Origin of the sequence: Xanthomonas prunicola (genome assembly GCF_025266575.1) — a bacterium.
Classification (GTDB): domain Bacteria; phylum Pseudomonadota; class Gammaproteobacteria; order Xanthomonadales; family Xanthomonadaceae; genus Xanthomonas; species Xanthomonas prunicola.
The window spans coordinates 3,609,407-3,624,842 of record NZ_CP096142.1; the positions used below are offsets into that span (position 1 = coordinate 3,609,407).

Genomic DNA, 15,436 nt, shown 5'->3' on the forward strand with positions numbered 1-15,436 from the left:
AGTGGGCCTAAGCCTCGGTCAGTGGGATATTGCCGATCGGCTCCAGCAATCGGCGGTTGTTGAACCAGTCGACCCAGGAGAGCGTGGCCCGCTCGAAGTCCTGGCGCGTGCGCCAAGACCACTTGCGATGGCCTTGTAGAGACCGTTGATGATCTCGGCCAGCGCGTTGTCGTAGGAGTTGCCCACGTTGGCGGTAGGCGGCTCCAGGCCGGCCTCAGCGAGCCATTCTGTTTAGCGGATCGACACGTAATGAACGCCTCGGTTGCTGTGATGGATCAAGCAACTCGGGCCGGCCGGCCTTCTTACCTAGAGCGCCTGTTCGAGCGCGTCCAACACGAAGTCGGTCTGCAGCGAGGACGACGCCTTCCAGCCCACGATGCGACGGGCGAAGAGGTCGATGTGAGCTACCCCCGATTTCTCGGACAGGTTAATTAGGGAACAACAACCATCTTTTCGAACTCGGCCGGCGAGCGGTAGCCCAGCGCACTGTGCAACCGCTGCCGGTTGTAGAACGCTTCGATGTACTCGAACACCTTCCCGCGCGCTTCGTCGAGACTGGCGAAGCGCTCGTGGTGCGTCAGTTCCTGCTTGAGCGAGCTGAAGAAGCTTTCCATCACTGCATTGTCGTAAGGCATGCCCTTGCGACTCATGCTCGCGACTAGCCCGGCTTCCTGCAATTGCCGCTGATATGCACCGCTGGTGTATTGCGTGCCCTGGTCGCTATGGTGGATTGCGCCCTGCGCTGGCCGCCGGCGGTGCAGGGCCATGGCCAGTGCAGCGCTGGCCAACGCCTGGTCGGCCCGCTCACCCATCGCCCAGCCCGCGATCTGCCGGCTGTGCATGTCCAGCACCGCCGCCAAGTACAACCAGCCCATCCGGGTCGGCACGAAGGTGATGTCCGCCACCCACACCCGATCTGGCCCCGGACTGACGAACGGCCATGCCAGCCGGTTAGGCGCCACCGCCACACGCTGATAGGTGCTGCGCGTGCGCAGGTAGCGTTGCCGCCGTTTGGTGCGGATCGCATGTACCCGCCGCAGGCGCCGCACCCGATGCCGGCCGCAGGTCTCACCTTGCTGACGCAACGCGCGCCAGAGGCGCTCGCTGCCATACGCCTCGCGGGTGTGTGCGTGCAACTGCTCGATCCGCTGCAATAGCCGGGCATTCTCCTGTGCGCGCGGCCCCGGACGGCGAGCGCACCACGCGTAGTAGCCGCTGGGCGATACGCCCAGCGCATGGCAGAGCCAGCGCACCCGGTAACCTCGCTGGTCTCGGATCCAGGCGTACTTCACGGTAGCTCCCGCGCAAAGTACGCCGCCGCTTTTTTTAGGATCTCGTTCTCTTGGCGCAGCCGCTCGTTCTCGCGCTGCAGCTTGGCCAGTTCATCCGGGTTGGCCTTGGGCCGGCCACTGCCGCCAAAGGCGCCAGCGCCCTTCGCATCGAGATCCGTAGCCCACTTGTAGAGACGGTTGCGCGGGATGCCTAACTCCCGCGCGATCACGGCCGCTGGCCGATCTCCCGCCTTGAGTAACCGCACTGCTTCCCGCTTGAACTCCGCCGTGAACCGCTGCCGCTTCTGCATCGAACACCTCCGTGCGAGGATTGTCCTCGCTTTCAGGTGTCCGAGTTATTAGGGGTGGCTCAATGACGAAGGTGAGATAGACCCATCCCTGTCACATCGAGACGTAGGTGAATTCGCTGACCTACAGCGCATTAGGCCGGTCGGCCTTGAATTTTCGTTTCACATGATCGAGCTGGCACGGCGCCTTCGGGCCACTTACCGTCGTGCGCGGCGTCTTGCCCCGTATGACGCCGCGCAGACCCTGCCGCTTCATCAGCCGCAATATAGGGGCTGGCCTAGCTCTTGGCAGGAGCGGGCGCTGGCCGGCGCTGCATGTCGTGTCGGTCCGACATGGCCCCGAGCGGCTGTCGGTTCTGGCACACCATTGCGCTTGAGCTTCGGCAGGCTCAGGCCCCTAATTGAAGCGCAGGACGGGAACCTTCGGCGCGGTCGAAGCGGGAATCTCGTCCGGTCAGCCCGAGGACTGTGGCTTGCTTTATTTTTTGATGCGGATATTGATCGGCGCGCCTGCGGAATGGCAGATGATCGTCGGCATTGCCGGGCCGAGAGGTAATAAACCAAGTCGGCAAGTGATGATCGCAGCGGTGATCGGTTGCGCGTTTTCGCCTTGCATCCAGTCTGGGTTCGAACTGTCGCGACACCTGTTCCTGTTCTTTGCTGGATGCGTAGGCCTGCGCGTCTACCTGGCGGTGGCGTTGTGGGGCAGGGACACGCTGCATTCTGGTTCCAGCTGCGATGCCGCTCGATGAATCAGCCCTTGTTCCGCGCAGAAGTTTTGCAAGCGCGCCGCGCCGGTTGGCTTGGCGGGATCTCCCTGGCCCAGCCGCTACGCAGCTGGGTGCTTGGGGCGGCTGCCGTATTCGTTGCGGTGTCCGCGATGACGTTCCTTTGCATCGGGACCTATGCCCACCGTTCCATCGTCACCGGGCAGCTGGTGCCGACCAGGGGCCTTGCTACCGTCATGGCGCCTGCTACGGGCGTGGTGACCCGGCTCGACGTCAGCGAAGGACAGCGCGTGAAAGTCGGGCAGCTCCTTGCCGTGGTGACTGTCCCGCGTGCAACCCTGGGGAGTGGAGATACGGAGCAAGCGCTGCAACATCAGTTGCGTCAGCGCGGCGAAGGGTTGAAATCATCAGAGCAGGCGCAGTTGCAACAGCTCGATGCGCAAGAACAAGGGCTGCGCGCACAACTGGTTAATGTGCGCCAGGAGTTGGTTCAGGTAAATTCCGAGATCTCCACCCGCCGCAGCCAGGTGCTGCTTGCCAATGAGGTTTTGCAACGTTGGCGCCAATTGCAGGACGACAGATACGTAAGCGCCCTGCAGATCAAGCAGCAGGAATCCAGCGCGCTGGAGTACACCGGCCAGATGCAGGCCTTGCAGCGTCAGGCAACGGAAATGCGCCGCAACGCGGCGCAGATCGAACAGCAGCTGCAGGTCCTGCCGGGGCAGCGCGATGGCGTGCGGGCCGACTATCGACGGGATGCGGCAACCGTGGAGCAGGAGCAGGTGCAAACCCAGGTCAATGGCGCATTGGTGGTGACCACGCCGGTGGCAGGAGTGGTTGCGACCCAGATGGCAAAGCCGGGGCAAGCGATCCAGCTCGGGCAACCGCTAATGAGCGTGGTGCCGGGCGATGGACGCATGGAAGCCGAGCTACTGGTACCCAGCCGAGCCATTGGCTTCATCGCTCCAGGGGATACGGTGTTGCTGCGCTATCAGGCGTTTCCTTATGAGAAATTTGGCCTCCAGCAAGGGCAGTTGAGCCGGATCAGCCGCAGCGCCCTGAGTCCGAGCGAATTGGGGGCGTTGATCGGCAATGCCCAGCAGGGGGAGCCGTATTACCGTGTAACCGTTGCCCTGAAACGGCAAAGCGTCATGGCATACGGCAAGCCCGAAATGCTCAAGCCGGGAATGCTGTTGCAAGCCGACATCATCGGGGAGCGCAGAAGTCTGATCGAATGGGTATTCGAACCGCTCTACGCCCTGCAAAGTAAGTTGCTTGGGACATGATCGGAAGTGAAATGATTCCCGGCGTATTCCGGTCCTGCAGCGCAAGGTTTGCGCACTTAATATAGATTTAATCAAAAGGAATTTATCATGCGTGAAATGACAATGATGGAAATCGATGCTGTAAGCGGCGCCATGAGTGACGGGCAGACGTCGGCGGTATATGCGGGAGTTGCTTCAGCTTATGCCGGCGCAGCGGCCATTCCCAGTCCACTTTCGCCGGTCCTTGGTCTTATTGCAGGCGCGTCAGGGGTCGCGGCAGCCTACTACGCCTATAAGGCAGCAAACTAAGTAGGTTCGATTTTTTGTGGCTTGGCTGCATGTCAGGCCACGATTACAAGGGGTTAATTTATGTTCTTGGTTAAAAGTAACGGTTCAAGCGCAGTAGTGCCGGGTTTCCTGCTGGCATATCACGGCGAGGCAATGATGCCTGAGTACCATCGATACATGTCTACGCTGCCAATCATCCTGGCAGCAAACGTTGTATGTGCCATTGTGAGTGCCTACGCACTGATCAATGGAGGGGGGCACTCAGCGTTCATGGCATTCGCAATTTTTATGGCGATATTCTCTGTGAAAATGTTCACTCAACGTCTGGTTCGGGTTGATTTCACTGAGGTCGAGAAAAGCGTGAAGTCTGCGCCGTTTGCGGTCAAATTCAATAATCTATTAACTGGTGTTTGTCTTCTTATGATGGGTGTTGGATTTTTGCGATTGACAGGTGATTTCGATTCAATTTTCTTCAAGGTATTTGGAGTGACCATGATCGGAATAAGTCTCGCCTTTGCTCTTGCCTTTCGTCGCGGAAAATCCGGGTTACGGTAATCATTCTTTGAATATTTCTCAGGGGGTATCCACTGGTCATTTGCGTTATCGACATGGTGTATATATAAATATTGGAATTAGAGCGGCTGACGACCGCTCGCTACGTTTTTTGGTAGCGCCTAGTGTGATTATCTCATGATGGTAATTGAATGAAGTCGATCATTCACCAGTCTGAAGCTGCTGAATGCGGGTTGGCTGCGTTGGCTATGCTGCTGTCCGTGCACGGGATGCAGGTGGGATTGGCGGAATTGCGCCGCCGATTTCCGTTATCGCTCAAGGGCGCCAGACTCAGTCACCTGATCACTATCGCCCAGCAACTCGGCTTTGCGACCCGCCCACTGCGGTTGGACATGGAACAGCTGAGCCAGCTCCAACTGCCGTGCATCCTGCATTGGGATCTCAATCACTTCGTCGTCCTGGCAAAAGTCGGTAAGGTCAAGGTGACGATTCTCGACCCTGCCATCGGCGAGCGGATCTTGTCGCTTGATGAAGTATCGAGATACTTCACCGGTGTTGCGCTGGAGCTCACGCCGACTGCGGAGTTCAAACCAGAAAAGGCCGCGCGTTCCCTTTCTGCCCGCCAGCTCACCGGCCCGATCCGCGGACTGTGGGGCGCGCTCTCGCAGATACTGCTGTTGTCTGCTGCGTTGCAGGTCTTCGTGATCCTGGCGCCGTTCTACATGCAGTGGGTGGTGGATCAGGTACTGGTGTCGGCCGACCGCGATCTGCTGGTCGTCGTCGGCCTGGGCTTTGGTCTGGCGTTGCTGCTGCAGATCGGCATCGGTCTGCTCCGCGGGTGGTCGGTGGTGTATCTGTCTTCCCGGCTGGGGCTGCAGTGGATGGGGAACGTGTTCGCCCATCTGATGAAGCTGCCGCTGGACTTTTTCGAAAAACGCCATTTGGGCGATATCACCTCGCGGATGGCGTCGGTGCAGACGATCCAGCGCACGCTGACCACCAGTTTCGTCGAGTCCATCATCGATGGGCTGATGGCAGGCGTCACGCTGGGACTGATGCTGGTCTACAGCTGGAAGCTGGCCTTGGTAACCCTACTGGCGGTCACGCTGTATCTGGCCATTCGAGCGCTTGCGTATCGTCCGGTGCGCGACCGCACCGAGCAGCAACTGGTGGCTGCCGCCAGGCAGCAGACGCATCTGCTGGAATCGTTGCGCGGCATGCAGAGTCTGAAAATAGCCGGCGAACAATCGCAGCGTCGTTCTACCTATGAGAATCTGCTCAACGACACCGTCAATCAGGATGTGAGGTTGGCGCGGATGGGGCTGGGGTTCAACACGATCAGTCAATTGGTCTTTGGCCTCGAACGCATCGCAGTGATCTGGATCGGGGCCACACTGACGCTGGATAACGTGTTCTCGGTGGGCATGTTGGTTGCCTACCTGGCCTACAAGGATCAGTTTGCCATGCGTGTGAGCGGGCTGATCGACAAGTGGATCGAATTCCGCATGCTACGCCTGCATGGCGAACGGCTGGCCGACATCGTGCTGACGCCGCCTGAACACGATCACGCGCTGCCGGAGGCGCTGCCACCGGCCGAGCCGCGCATCGAAGTGGAAGGGCTGTCGTTCCGGTATGCGGAGGGCGAGCCCTGGGTACTCAGGGACTGTAGTTTCAGCATTCAGGCCGGTGAATCGGTGGCGATCATCGGCTCGTCCGGCTGCGGCAAGACCACGTTGTTGAAGCTGTTGCTTGGCCTGCTCCAGCCAACCGAAGGCGTCATCCGCATCGGCGGTCATGACCTACACAAGATCGGCCCGCGCACTGTGCGGGCGATGGTGGGTGCAGTGATGCAGGACGACCAGTTGTTCGCCGGAAGCATCGCCGACAACATCGGCTTCTTCGACCAGGACTTCGACCTTGCGCGGATCGAGGCGGCAGCGCGGCTGGCGGCGGTCCATGAAGATATCGCCGCGATGCCGATGGGGTACCACGGATTGATCGGCGACATGGGCAGCTCGCTGTCTGGTGGCCAGAAGCAGCGGATCATCCTGGCGCGTGCGCTGTACCGTCAACCCAGGTTGCTGGTTCTGGATGAAGCGACCAGCCACCTCGACGTGATGCGCGAGCGACTGGTTAACGCGGCGGTAAGGCAACTGAAGTTGACCAAGGTGATCGTGGCGCATCGTCCGGAGACCATCGCCAGTGCCGACCGCGTGATCGTGCTTGAGCAAGGGCGCATTGTGCAAGAATTCCGGCCACAGGCAGCGCAGGCGGACATGGTTCCTGTGTGATGTATCGGCAATGTTCGCTGACCGGCTCTCGTACAGGTGTTCAGAAGCCGGGTTGGTCCACGTGGTTGAACGGGAGAACGCATGATGAACAGGATGACCGATGTCTGGAGCGCGGCGGTGGCGACTACCTTGCTGTTGTCGGGCTGCGCCAATAACGACTGGGATGCGGCGGGCGCATCTTCCCCGCCTGCCGATTGCCTGGTGGGCAACGACGATGGCCCGGTGGCGCCGGCTGGCGCAACGGGTGCGCGCAGCCAGCACGATTCGCGCTGCGATCCCGCCAGGCGAGTGGAGTCCGCCGGCATGCGTGCCGATCCGATCAAGCCGAACTTCGGCAAGCGGAACGAGTGAGGCGCCAAGCGGCGTGCTGCGGCACCGATCGGCGCCGCAGCCGCTCTTGCAACGGCCAGCGCTGCTAGAATACTGGCCGTTCCCCACCGCTTGCGATGTACGCCATGAGCCAGACCGCCACCGCGCCCGCCAATGCGCAAACGCGTTACACCGTGCACCGCGGCGACCTGCCGCTGAGTTGCCCGACGCCGCAGATGGCGCTGTGGAACTCGCATCCGCGGGTGTACCTGCCGATCGAAGACGAACCCAACTGCGAAGCCAAGTGCCCGTATTGCGGCGCGCTGTTCGTTCTCGCCGACTGATCCTGGCCGGATGCACCGCCTGACCGTGGTGCAACTGCTGCCGGCGCTGCAGTCCGGCGGCGTCGAGCGCTCCACGTTGGAAATCGCTGCCGCCCTGGTGCGCGCCGGTCATCGCGCCGTGGTTGTGTCGGCCGGCGGCCGCCTGGTGCAGCCGCTGCTGGATGTGGGTGGCGAACATCTCACCCTGGATATCGGTCGCAAGTCGCTGCTGACGCTGCGGCATGTGGTTGGTTTGCGCCGCTTGTTCGCCGAACTCGGGGCCGACATCGTGCACGCACGGTCGCGGCTGCCGGCCTGGCTGGGGTGGTACGCGCTGCGCGGGATGCCCGAGGCGACGCGGCCGCGCCTGGTCACCACCGTGCACGGGCTCAATTCGCCCAGCCGCTACAGCGCGGTGATGACCTACGGCGAGCGGGTGATTTGCGTGTCGCAGACGGTGCGCGATTACGTATGCACGCACTACCCGCAGACCGATCCCGCGCGCCTGCGCACCATTCCGCGCGGGGTGGATATTGCACAGTTCCCGCGCCGGCTGCGGCCGGACCGCCATGCACGCGCATGGGCGCAGACCCTGCTGCCTGGCCTGCCTGCCGATGCCTCGCTGCTGTTGCTGCCGGGGCGCGGTACACGCCTGAAGGGGCACGCCGACGGTCTGCAGCTGCTCGCCGATGTCCGTGCTGCCGGCGTGCCGGCGTTCTTGTGGTTGCCCGGCGCGCGCGAGCCGGGGCGCGAGGCCTATGTGCGCGAGCTGGAAGCCGAGGCCGCGAGATTGGGGGTGGCCGACGCAGTCGCCTTCACCGAGCCCACTGCCCGTATCGCCGAAGCGTATGCCGCCAGCGACCTGGTGCTGCAACTCTCGCGCAAGCCGGAAGCTTTCGGCCGTACCGTGGTGGAGGCGCTGTCGGTCGGCCGCCCGGTGCTCGGCTGGGCGCACGGCGGTGTCGGCGAATTGCTCGCCGAATTGCAACCCAGTGGCGCGGTTGCCGCCTTCGATGCCCAAGCCTTGCGTACACAGGCGCTGCATTTGCTGCAGCACGCGCCGACAGCGCCGGCCGTCCTCCCCTACACGTTGCAGGCCATGCAGATGGGCACCTTGAAGGTCTATGACGAACTCCGCCGCTGAGACCCTCCCGCAGGCGCCGGTGTTGACCCCCGATGCCGGCCGCTGGGCGCCGCTGTGGGTAGTTCTGTTCGTGGCGCTATGGCCTATGCCCGGCTTGGCGGAAACGGTGTTATCGCTCGGTGCGTTGCTCGCGGCGTACCGCTTGCTGCACACGCGCTTTCGGGGCGGCACGCGCCTGCTCAGCGGTGCGGCCTGGGCGCTGACAAGCGTGTTGTTTCTGGCGTACTGGCTGCCGCAGATAGTGTCCGCGTTCGATGCGATGGATGCCGGTCGCGCGCTGCGCAAGTCGGCCAGCGATCTGCGCTATCTACCTTTCATGTGGCTGTGCGCGATCGCGGTTGCGAATGCGCAGCGTCGCCGTCGCACCTTTACCGGGCTGGCGGTGATCGGCGCGGTGTGGACACTGGATGCGCTGCTGCAGGCGGCGTTCGGCAGCAGCCCGTTGTTCTTCGGGCTCGATCAGATCAAACAGCTGATCAGCGGCCATGGCATGTGTACGGCCCAGGAGCTGGCGCTGGTGGATCGGCTGAGTGGCGTACTGGGCCCCTGCAATCTGAAATTCGGGCAGACCCTGGCTAGCCTGTCGCCGTTTTTGTTGCTGGCGTTGGGGCGGCGTCATGCCTGGACCTGGGCGGTCGGTGCGGCGGCGGTCGGCATCGTGTTGGTCTTGGCAGGCTCGCGCGCGTCGTGGATGACCTATGGCGTGATCGTGCTGCTGTCGGGTTGGCAGCTGCTGGGCGGGCGTCGCTTGCTGGCCGTGGCAGTGGCCGGCGCGCTGTTGGCCGTTGCGGTGGTGGCGGTGGCGCCGCAGGCGCGCGAGCGCATCCAGCGCACGACGCTGGCATTCGGTAATGGCCAACAAGGCGTGGATCAGGCCTTGTCCGGGCGTGCCCAGATCTGGGGTGCGGCGTTGTGCATGATCCGCGCGCATCCGCTCAACGGCGTGGGCGTGCGCGAATTTCGACAGGCGTATCCGGCCTGCAATCCGGCGCCTGCACAGGCGTCGGCCTGGGGCGATGGCCCGGCCTTCCACGCGCATCAGATCGTGCTGGAAATCCTGGCCGAGACCGGTGTGATCGGCTTGCTGCTGTGGCTGGCCGGCGCGGCGCAGGCGTGGCGCGCGTGGCGCTATTCGAGTGTGGCCGCGCGCGAGCAGGCGCGGCCGGCGATGATCGCGCTGGTGGCCACGGTCTTTCCGCTCAACACGCATCTGGCGTTCTATTCCAGCTTCTGGGGCGCACTGAGCCTGATGTTGGCCGGGCTGTATGCCGGCGCCTTGCTCAACGACGACGCAGATCAGCCGCCGATGGGCTGATTCGCCTCACATCCTTGCGCTGCTGCATAGAGCGCATGCGTGAGACCCGCCGACATCAGCGATAGAATTCGCTGCGCCCGCCCGGCTGGCGCTTGAAGCGGCGATGGATCCACAGGTACTGGTCCGGCGCCTCGCGCACCATGTCCTCGATCGCCGCATTGACCTGCGTGGTATCGGCGATCACATCGTCGGAGGGGATGTCTGCCAGCGGCGGTGCGATCTTGAGGATGTAGCGGCCACCTTCGCGCCGATGGAAGTACGGCACCACCGCGCAGCCGGTCAGCCGCGCCAATTGGTGGGTAGCGGTGATGGTGGAGGCCGGGTGCCCGAAGAAGGGCACGAACACGGTGTCCTTGCCGCGCATGTCCTGATCCGGCGCGTACCACAGGAAACCGCCGCGCTTGAGGTGCTTGATGGTGGCGCGCAGATCCTCGTTGGCGAACATGTGCGTGGCATAGCGCAAGCGTCCACGCTTGACCGCCCACTCGAACACCGGGTTGCGATGCCTACGGTACATGCCGGCCAATGGCACGTGGTCGCACAACAGCCGCCCGCACATTTCCAGTGTCATGAAGTGGCCAGACACCAGCAGTACGCCGCGCTGTTGTTCCTGCAACTGCTGTAGATGCTCCAGTCCTTCGATCTGCACGCCTGGGCGAATCGCATCGATGCTGCCCCACCAGGCACGCGCGAACTCGAACAGGCCCACACCCAGTGCGTCGAAGCTGTCGCGCAATAGCCGTGCTCGCCACGCGTCGTCCTGCTCGGGGAAGCACAGTGTGAGGTTGACCTCGGCCGCGCGCCGACGCGTGCCGGCCAGGCGCATCGCAATCCAACCCACGCCGCGGCCTATTGCACGCTGCAGGGTCCACGGCAGGCGCCCGGCCGCCACCATTACTGCCAGGCCCAGATACATCGGCCAGTGCTTGGGGTTGCGCAGGGAGGGGCGGACGGCGACGTTGGCGGACTCGGACATGCGCCAATTCTAAGGGATTGCGCCCAGCGGGCAGCGTGCACATGCGCACGCGCGGAGGCTCCCGTATCCTGCACCGATGCGGAAAGACCCGATCGAATGGCTGTTGCGCGGGCTGTACTCGGCGCTGCTCTACCTGTTGCTGCCGGTCACGGTGTACCACCTGGTGTGGCGCGGTTTCCGTGTGCGCGAATACTTCAATCGCTGGAACGAGCGTTACGCGTCCTACACGCACGCTTGCGGGCGTCCGCGGGTGTGGGTGCATGCGGTGTCGGTGGGCGAGGTCAATGCGGCCGCGCCGCTGGTCAATGCGCTACGTGCGCAGCGCCCGGATATCCGCTGGGTCATCACGACCATCACCCCGACCGGTTCCGAGCGGGTGCGCGCGGTGTGGGGCGATGCGGTGGACCATGTGTATCTGCCGTACGACGTGCCGGGCAGCGTGGGGCGGTTTCTCGAACACTTCCGCCCGCGTCTGGCATTGATCCTGGAAACCGAGCTATGGCCGAACATGCTGTTCGGTTGTCGCGACCGCCAGATTCCGGTGTACATCCTCAACGCGCGGCTGTCGGCGCGTTCGCTGCGTGGCTATCGGCTGCTGGCACCGTTGATCAGTCGCGCGCTGCAAACCGTCACCTGCGTGGCTGCGCAGTCGCAGGACGATGCCGAGCGGTTCATCACGCTGGGCGCCCGTCCAGATCAGGTGATCGCGCTGGGCAATCTCAAATTCGATATCGCCGCGCCGGCGCAATTGCAGGCACTGGTTGCGCAATTCCGCATGCACGTGCCGGCCACGCGCCCAGTGTGGATCGCCGCCAGCACGCACGAAGGCGAAGAAGCCGTCGTTGCCGACATCCACGCACGTTTGCTGCTGCAATTTCCGGAGTTGCTGCTGTTGTGGGCACCGCGCCATCCCGAGCGCTTTACCAAGGTCGAGGCATTGGCACGCGAGCGCGGTTGGCGCGTTGCCACACGCAAGGCGCAGCAATGGCCACAGGCAAGCGACAAGGTCTTCGTCATCGATACCCTGGGCGAGCTGATGAGCTTCTATGCGTGCGCGCAGGTGGCCTTCGTCGGCGGCAGTCTGCAGCCGATCGGCGGGCACAATCTGCTCGAACCGGCGGCGGTCGGCACGCCGGCAGTCACCGGCCCGCATCTGCACAATTTCTCGGAGATTTCGCGGCGCATGCGCGAGGCCGATGCGGTGACCATCTGCGAAGATGCCGATAGCGTGTATCACGATCTTGCGCGCCTGCTCGGCGACCCTGCCCAGCGCGAGGCGATGGCCACCGCAGGCCTGGCACTGGTCGCCAACGGCAAGGGCGCAGTGGCCCGCACGCTGGTACAGATCGCCCCGGATCTGCCATCGGTGGCCAGCGAGGGCGCTGCGGCGTGAGGTGGTCGTGGTCAGTGCATTGCTGACCGCATTGCGATCTCGCTGATGCTTGTCGCCAGATTGCAGCGGTCATTGCACTAGCAGTGAGAGTGTGCGCCGGTGACTGCTGCGAGCTTGGTTGCATCGCCTTTATCTGGCAGCCAACGTCGTAGCGGCCGCTGTCGCCGCACGAACGTCCCTGCAGCAGCCGCCACAAAAGACGCGCATGCGACCTCACCGCGCACAAAAAAGCGGGCCTGGGCCCGCCTTTTTTATGTGCATCCAGCTGGTCTTACTGCAGTGAACCACTGCCCTGCAGCTTGGACTCGGCATCCTGCGACAGCAGGCGATTCACATCCTGCAAGTCGGTGATGTCGAGCTTGCCGATCGCCTGGCCCAGCAGCAGACGGTTTTGCAGGAAGTTGTAACGCGACTGCGCGTAGTTCAGCTGCGCCTGGAACAGCGTGCGCTGGTTCTGCACCACGTCCAGTACGGTACGCGTACCCACTTCCAGACCCACTTGCGAGGCGTCGTAGGCGGCTTGCGCCGACACCACCGCCAGACGGCGGGCTTCCACTTCACTGATGCCGGCAACGACAGTCTGGTAGGCGTTGCGCGTGTTGCGATCCAGCGCGCGCTTCTGCTGCTCGTAGGTGTCCTGCTGGATGTCGCGCTGCGACAGTGCCTGACGCACGGCCGACTGGGTTGCACCGCCCGCGAAGATCGGAATCGATAGCGTGATGCCGATGGAATCGGTATCGATGTTGCGGCCTGCGGTGGTGAAGTTACCTGCCGCCTCATCGACCGTTCCCTGACCACCCCAGCTGTTGCTGCGGCCGACATTGGCACCCAGGCTCAGAGTGGGCAAATGGCCAGCACGCGCGGCACTGACCTGCGCCTCGGCGGCACTGACCTGCAACTGCTGCGCCTTCAACGCGGGGTTATCGGCAATGGCGGTGGCGACCAACTGATCGACATTGCTGTAGGCGGCCGGTACTTCCGGGCGGAACTCTTCCGGCAGTGCGCGCAAGCCGACCACGGGCTGGCCGGTGAGCTCGGTCAGTGCCTGGTAGTAATCCTTCAACGTGTTGCGGGCATTGATGGTGTCGGCGCGCGCCTGGTCGTACTGAGCGCGGGCTTCGTGCACGTCGGTAATCGGCGCCAGGCCCACTTCCAGACGCTTGTCGGCGTAGTCGAACTGTTTCTTTGCTGCCGCTTCGTTGGTCTCGGCTGCCGCCAGCGACTCGATACCCACCAGCACCTGGAAATACGCCGCCGAGGTACGGGTGATCAGATCGTTGTTGGCCGATGCCAGGGTGAAATCTGCAGCCTTGGCCACTTCGCGCTGCGCACGCAGGTTGGAGAACTGCGCCCAATTGAAAATGGTCTGGCTGCCCTGAATTGCGTACTGGCGCTGTTTGGTCGTGGAGCGTCCGACGCCCTCCAGCTCACGATGTGACTGGGTGTAGCCGGCGCTGCCGTCCAGCTGCGGCAGCAAGGCCGCACGCGCCTGTACCTGGCCTTCCCGATTCACCAGACGCGTGGACTCGGCCACGGCCAGCTGCGGATCGCCGTTGCGGGCCATTTCGTAGACCTGCAGCAGGTCGGTGGCGTGCGCAGCCATGGGAGACAGGGCGGCAGCCAGGGCCAGGACGAGGGATCGGCGGATCATCGGGGAAGCTTCCTTGGGAATCAGAATTGGAATCGGGGCGTCGGTGCGGCGCCCTGGAGATAGGCGAGGTCGGTTTCGAATAACGACTCGATGCGCGGGGCGTTGACGTCGCCACGGACCAGCACCGCTTCCATCACTGGTTCGTGACCGCGCACGACGAACAGCCGGCCGTTCGGGCGCAACCACTGCAGCCACTGCACGGGCAGCGTATCGACCGCGCCGGTCACGCAGATGGCATCGAAGCGACGCTCGCTCTGCCAGCCGAACACGTCGGCGGTTTCGATACGGACATTGCTGCCCAGGCCGGTACGGTCCAGATTGGCGCGCGCGGCGGCGGCCAGTGCCGGGTCGATCTCCAGGCTGACGACTTCACGCGCGAGCGCGGCCAGGCAGGCGGTGGCGAAGCCGCTGCCAGTGCCCACTTCCAGCACGTCTTCGCCCGGCTGCAGATCCAGCGCCTGCAACATGCGGCCTTCGACGACCGGCTTCATCATCTTGTGACCGGCCGACAGCGGAATTTCCACGTCGACATAGGCCAGCGTCTTGTATGCCTCCGGCACAAAGGCTTCGCGCGGCAGGCGCGCCAGCACGTCGAGTACGCGCAGGTCCAGCACGTCCCACGGCCGGATCTGCTGCTCGACCATCTTTTCGCGGGCCTGGGTGAAATCGATCGTCATGGTGCGGTTATCCAACGCGGTGGGGCAAACATTTTACCGGTGCGCGAGGCACCTGGCGCATCTAGCATCGCCGTGCGCTGCCATCCGGCGCAGTGCCGGAAGTCATCGCCACCAAAGGCCGGTGGCCCTCAGCGCGGCGCATATGCCCTCAAAAAGAAGTCCACGCTGGTGTCGATGTGCGCATCCACCTGCGCGCGGGTGGGCTGGCCGTGCAGGCCGCACATCATCAAGGCGTACAGCTCGCCCTTGAGCAGGCAGAAGAATTGCGACGCGGCGCGCGCGACGTCCGGAATCTCCAACTGGCCGTCGGCTACCTGCGCGGACAGGAAATCCGCCAGCGCCCGCTGCGTGCGCTTGGGGCCCGCATCCCAGAACATCTCGCGGATATGCACGTCGCCGGTACCGGGCGCCATCATCATGCGGTGGGTGGAGATAGCCGACTCCGTGCTGACCATGGCAAAGAACGCATGGGCGATCTCGGTGAGCTGGTCGCGCACTGCGCCCTTGGGGGCATGGTCGAACAGGTCGTCCGGCATCATGTGCTGGCATTGCGCGCGGATCGCCTCGGAAAACAGGCTCTCCTTGTCGCCGAAGTGGCTGTACACGGTCAATTTGGAGACGCCCGCCTGCGCGGCGATCCCATCCATGCTGACCCCTGCATAGCCCTGTTCCATGAACATGGTGCGGGCGGCACCCAGGATGGCGGCACGCTTTCCAAGGTCCTTGGGACGGCCGGGGCCGTTGCTCTTGGCTTTGGAGTTGAGGGGGGGCGAGCTGGACATGCCGTCAATACTAGACCATCGGGTTCTATATTTATACTCGGCGTCGACGCGCTACGTTAACGATTCCGTCTGTCTGGCTCCCGGTGTCATGGAGCTCCCGGCAGTTGTCAGGGATCCACCGAAGGCAGCGGAAAAACCCCGGTGATAGATTTGCGGCAGACCTGCCAGTGCATACCGGCAGGTATCTCCAGCGAATACGGAC

General features: G+C 63.4%; 16 protein-coding genes and 2 pseudogenes. 10 read left to right on the plus strand and 8 right to left on the minus strand.

The window, feature by feature from the left end:
- Positions 1-7 precede the first annotated feature (7 nt).
- The 4 genes and pseudogenes from M0D43_RS15520 to M0D43_RS15535 all read right to left on the minus strand — a co-directional run.
- Positions 8-399, minus strand: a pseudogene (locus M0D43_RS15520) (DDE-type integrase/transposase/recombinase); the annotation flags it as partial.
- A gap of 32 nt (positions 400-431) precedes the next feature.
- Entirely contained in the window at positions 432-1,292 is an 861-nt protein-coding gene (locus M0D43_RS15525; protein WP_252162117.1) for an IS3 family transposase, read from the minus strand.
- Positions 1,289-1,582, minus strand: coding sequence for a transposase (locus M0D43_RS15530; protein ID WP_252162118.1), 294 nt, complete (start codon positions 1,580-1,582; stop codon positions 1,289-1,291). The genes M0D43_RS15525 and M0D43_RS15530 overlap by 4 nt, the downstream gene beginning before the upstream one ends.
- A gap of 94 nt (positions 1,583-1,676) precedes the next feature.
- A pseudogene (locus M0D43_RS15535) lies at positions 1,677-1,841 on the minus strand (IS3 family transposase); the annotation flags it as partial.
- 211 nt (positions 1,842-2,052) lie between these two features.
- Between M0D43_RS15535 and M0D43_RS15540 the strand changes: the two are divergent.
- From M0D43_RS15540 to M0D43_RS15580, 9 genes are all read left to right on the plus strand, one after another.
- Complete coding sequence (locus tag M0D43_RS15540; protein ID WP_252162119.1) at positions 2,053-2,331, plus strand: hypothetical protein; 279 nt, start codon at positions 2,053-2,055, stop codon at positions 2,329-2,331.
- Complete coding sequence (locus M0D43_RS15545; protein WP_252162120.1) at positions 2,328-3,593, plus strand: HlyD family secretion protein; 1,266 nt, start codon at positions 2,328-2,330, stop codon at positions 3,591-3,593. Before M0D43_RS15540 ends, M0D43_RS15545 begins: the two co-directional genes overlap by 4 nt.
- An 87-nt stretch (positions 3,594-3,680) precedes the next feature.
- Positions 3,681-3,881, plus strand: coding sequence for a hypothetical protein (locus tag M0D43_RS15550; RefSeq protein ID WP_252162121.1), 201 nt, complete (start codon positions 3,681-3,683; stop codon positions 3,879-3,881).
- Between the two features lie 156 nt (positions 3,882-4,037).
- Entirely contained in the window at positions 4,038-4,415 is a 378-nt protein-coding gene (locus M0D43_RS15555) for a hypothetical protein (protein ID WP_252162122.1), read from the plus strand.
- Between the two features lie 149 nt (positions 4,416-4,564).
- Positions 4,565-6,664, plus strand: coding sequence for a peptidase domain-containing ABC transporter (locus M0D43_RS15560; RefSeq protein WP_252162123.1), 2,100 nt, complete (start codon positions 4,565-4,567; stop codon positions 6,662-6,664).
- 84 nt (positions 6,665-6,748) lie between these two features.
- Positions 6,749-7,015 carry a hypothetical protein gene (locus tag M0D43_RS15565; RefSeq protein WP_252162124.1) on the plus strand — a complete coding sequence of 89 codons (267 nt, stop codon included), beginning with the start codon at positions 6,749-6,751 and terminating at the stop codon, positions 7,013-7,015.
- Positions 7,016-7,119: 104 nt separating this feature from the next.
- Positions 7,120-7,317, plus strand: coding sequence for a zinc-finger domain-containing protein (locus M0D43_RS15570; protein ID WP_014504522.1), 198 nt, complete (start codon positions 7,120-7,122; stop codon positions 7,315-7,317).
- A gap of 10 nt (positions 7,318-7,327) precedes the next feature.
- A complete protein-coding gene (locus tag M0D43_RS15575; RefSeq protein WP_252162125.1) occupies positions 7,328-8,440 on the plus strand; it encodes a glycosyltransferase in 1,113 nt (370 codons plus the stop codon).
- A complete protein-coding gene (locus M0D43_RS15580; RefSeq protein ID WP_252162126.1) occupies positions 8,421-9,755 on the plus strand; it encodes an O-antigen ligase family protein in 1,335 nt (444 codons plus the stop codon). The genes M0D43_RS15575 and M0D43_RS15580 overlap by 20 nt, the downstream gene beginning before the upstream one ends.
- Before the next feature lie 55 nt (positions 9,756-9,810).
- Here the strand turns inward: M0D43_RS15580 and M0D43_RS15585 are convergent, their stop codons facing one another.
- On the minus strand, positions 9,811-10,731 hold the full coding sequence (locus M0D43_RS15585) for an LpxL/LpxP family Kdo(2)-lipid IV(A) lauroyl/palmitoleoyl acyltransferase (RefSeq protein WP_252162127.1): 921 nt from the start codon (positions 10,729-10,731) through the stop codon (positions 9,811-9,813).
- A gap of 76 nt (positions 10,732-10,807) precedes the next feature.
- On the opposite strand from M0D43_RS15585, the gene waaA reads away from it, so the two are divergent.
- On the plus strand, positions 10,808-12,124 hold the full coding sequence (gene waaA / locus M0D43_RS15590; protein ID WP_252162128.1) for a lipid IV(A) 3-deoxy-D-manno-octulosonic acid transferase: 1,317 nt from the start codon (positions 10,808-10,810) through the stop codon (positions 12,122-12,124).
- Between the two features lie 271 nt (positions 12,125-12,395).
- Here waaA and M0D43_RS15595 read toward each other — a convergent pair whose 3' ends face one another.
- The 3 genes from M0D43_RS15595 to M0D43_RS15605 form a co-directional block, all read right to left on the minus strand.
- Positions 12,396-13,775, minus strand: a complete 1,380-nt coding sequence (locus M0D43_RS15595; RefSeq protein ID WP_260807350.1) for a TolC family outer membrane protein — start codon at positions 13,773-13,775, stop codon at positions 12,396-12,398.
- A gap of 20 nt (positions 13,776-13,795) precedes the next feature.
- Positions 13,796-14,452 (minus strand): protein-L-isoaspartate O-methyltransferase family protein, encoded by a 657-nt coding sequence (locus tag M0D43_RS15600; protein WP_252162130.1) that lies wholly within the window; start codon positions 14,450-14,452, stop codon positions 13,796-13,798.
- A 128-nt stretch (positions 14,453-14,580) separates the two neighbouring features.
- Entirely contained in the window at positions 14,581-15,234 is a 654-nt protein-coding gene (locus M0D43_RS15605) for a TetR/AcrR family transcriptional regulator (protein ID WP_252162131.1), read from the minus strand.
- Positions 15,235-15,436 lie beyond the last annotated feature (202 nt).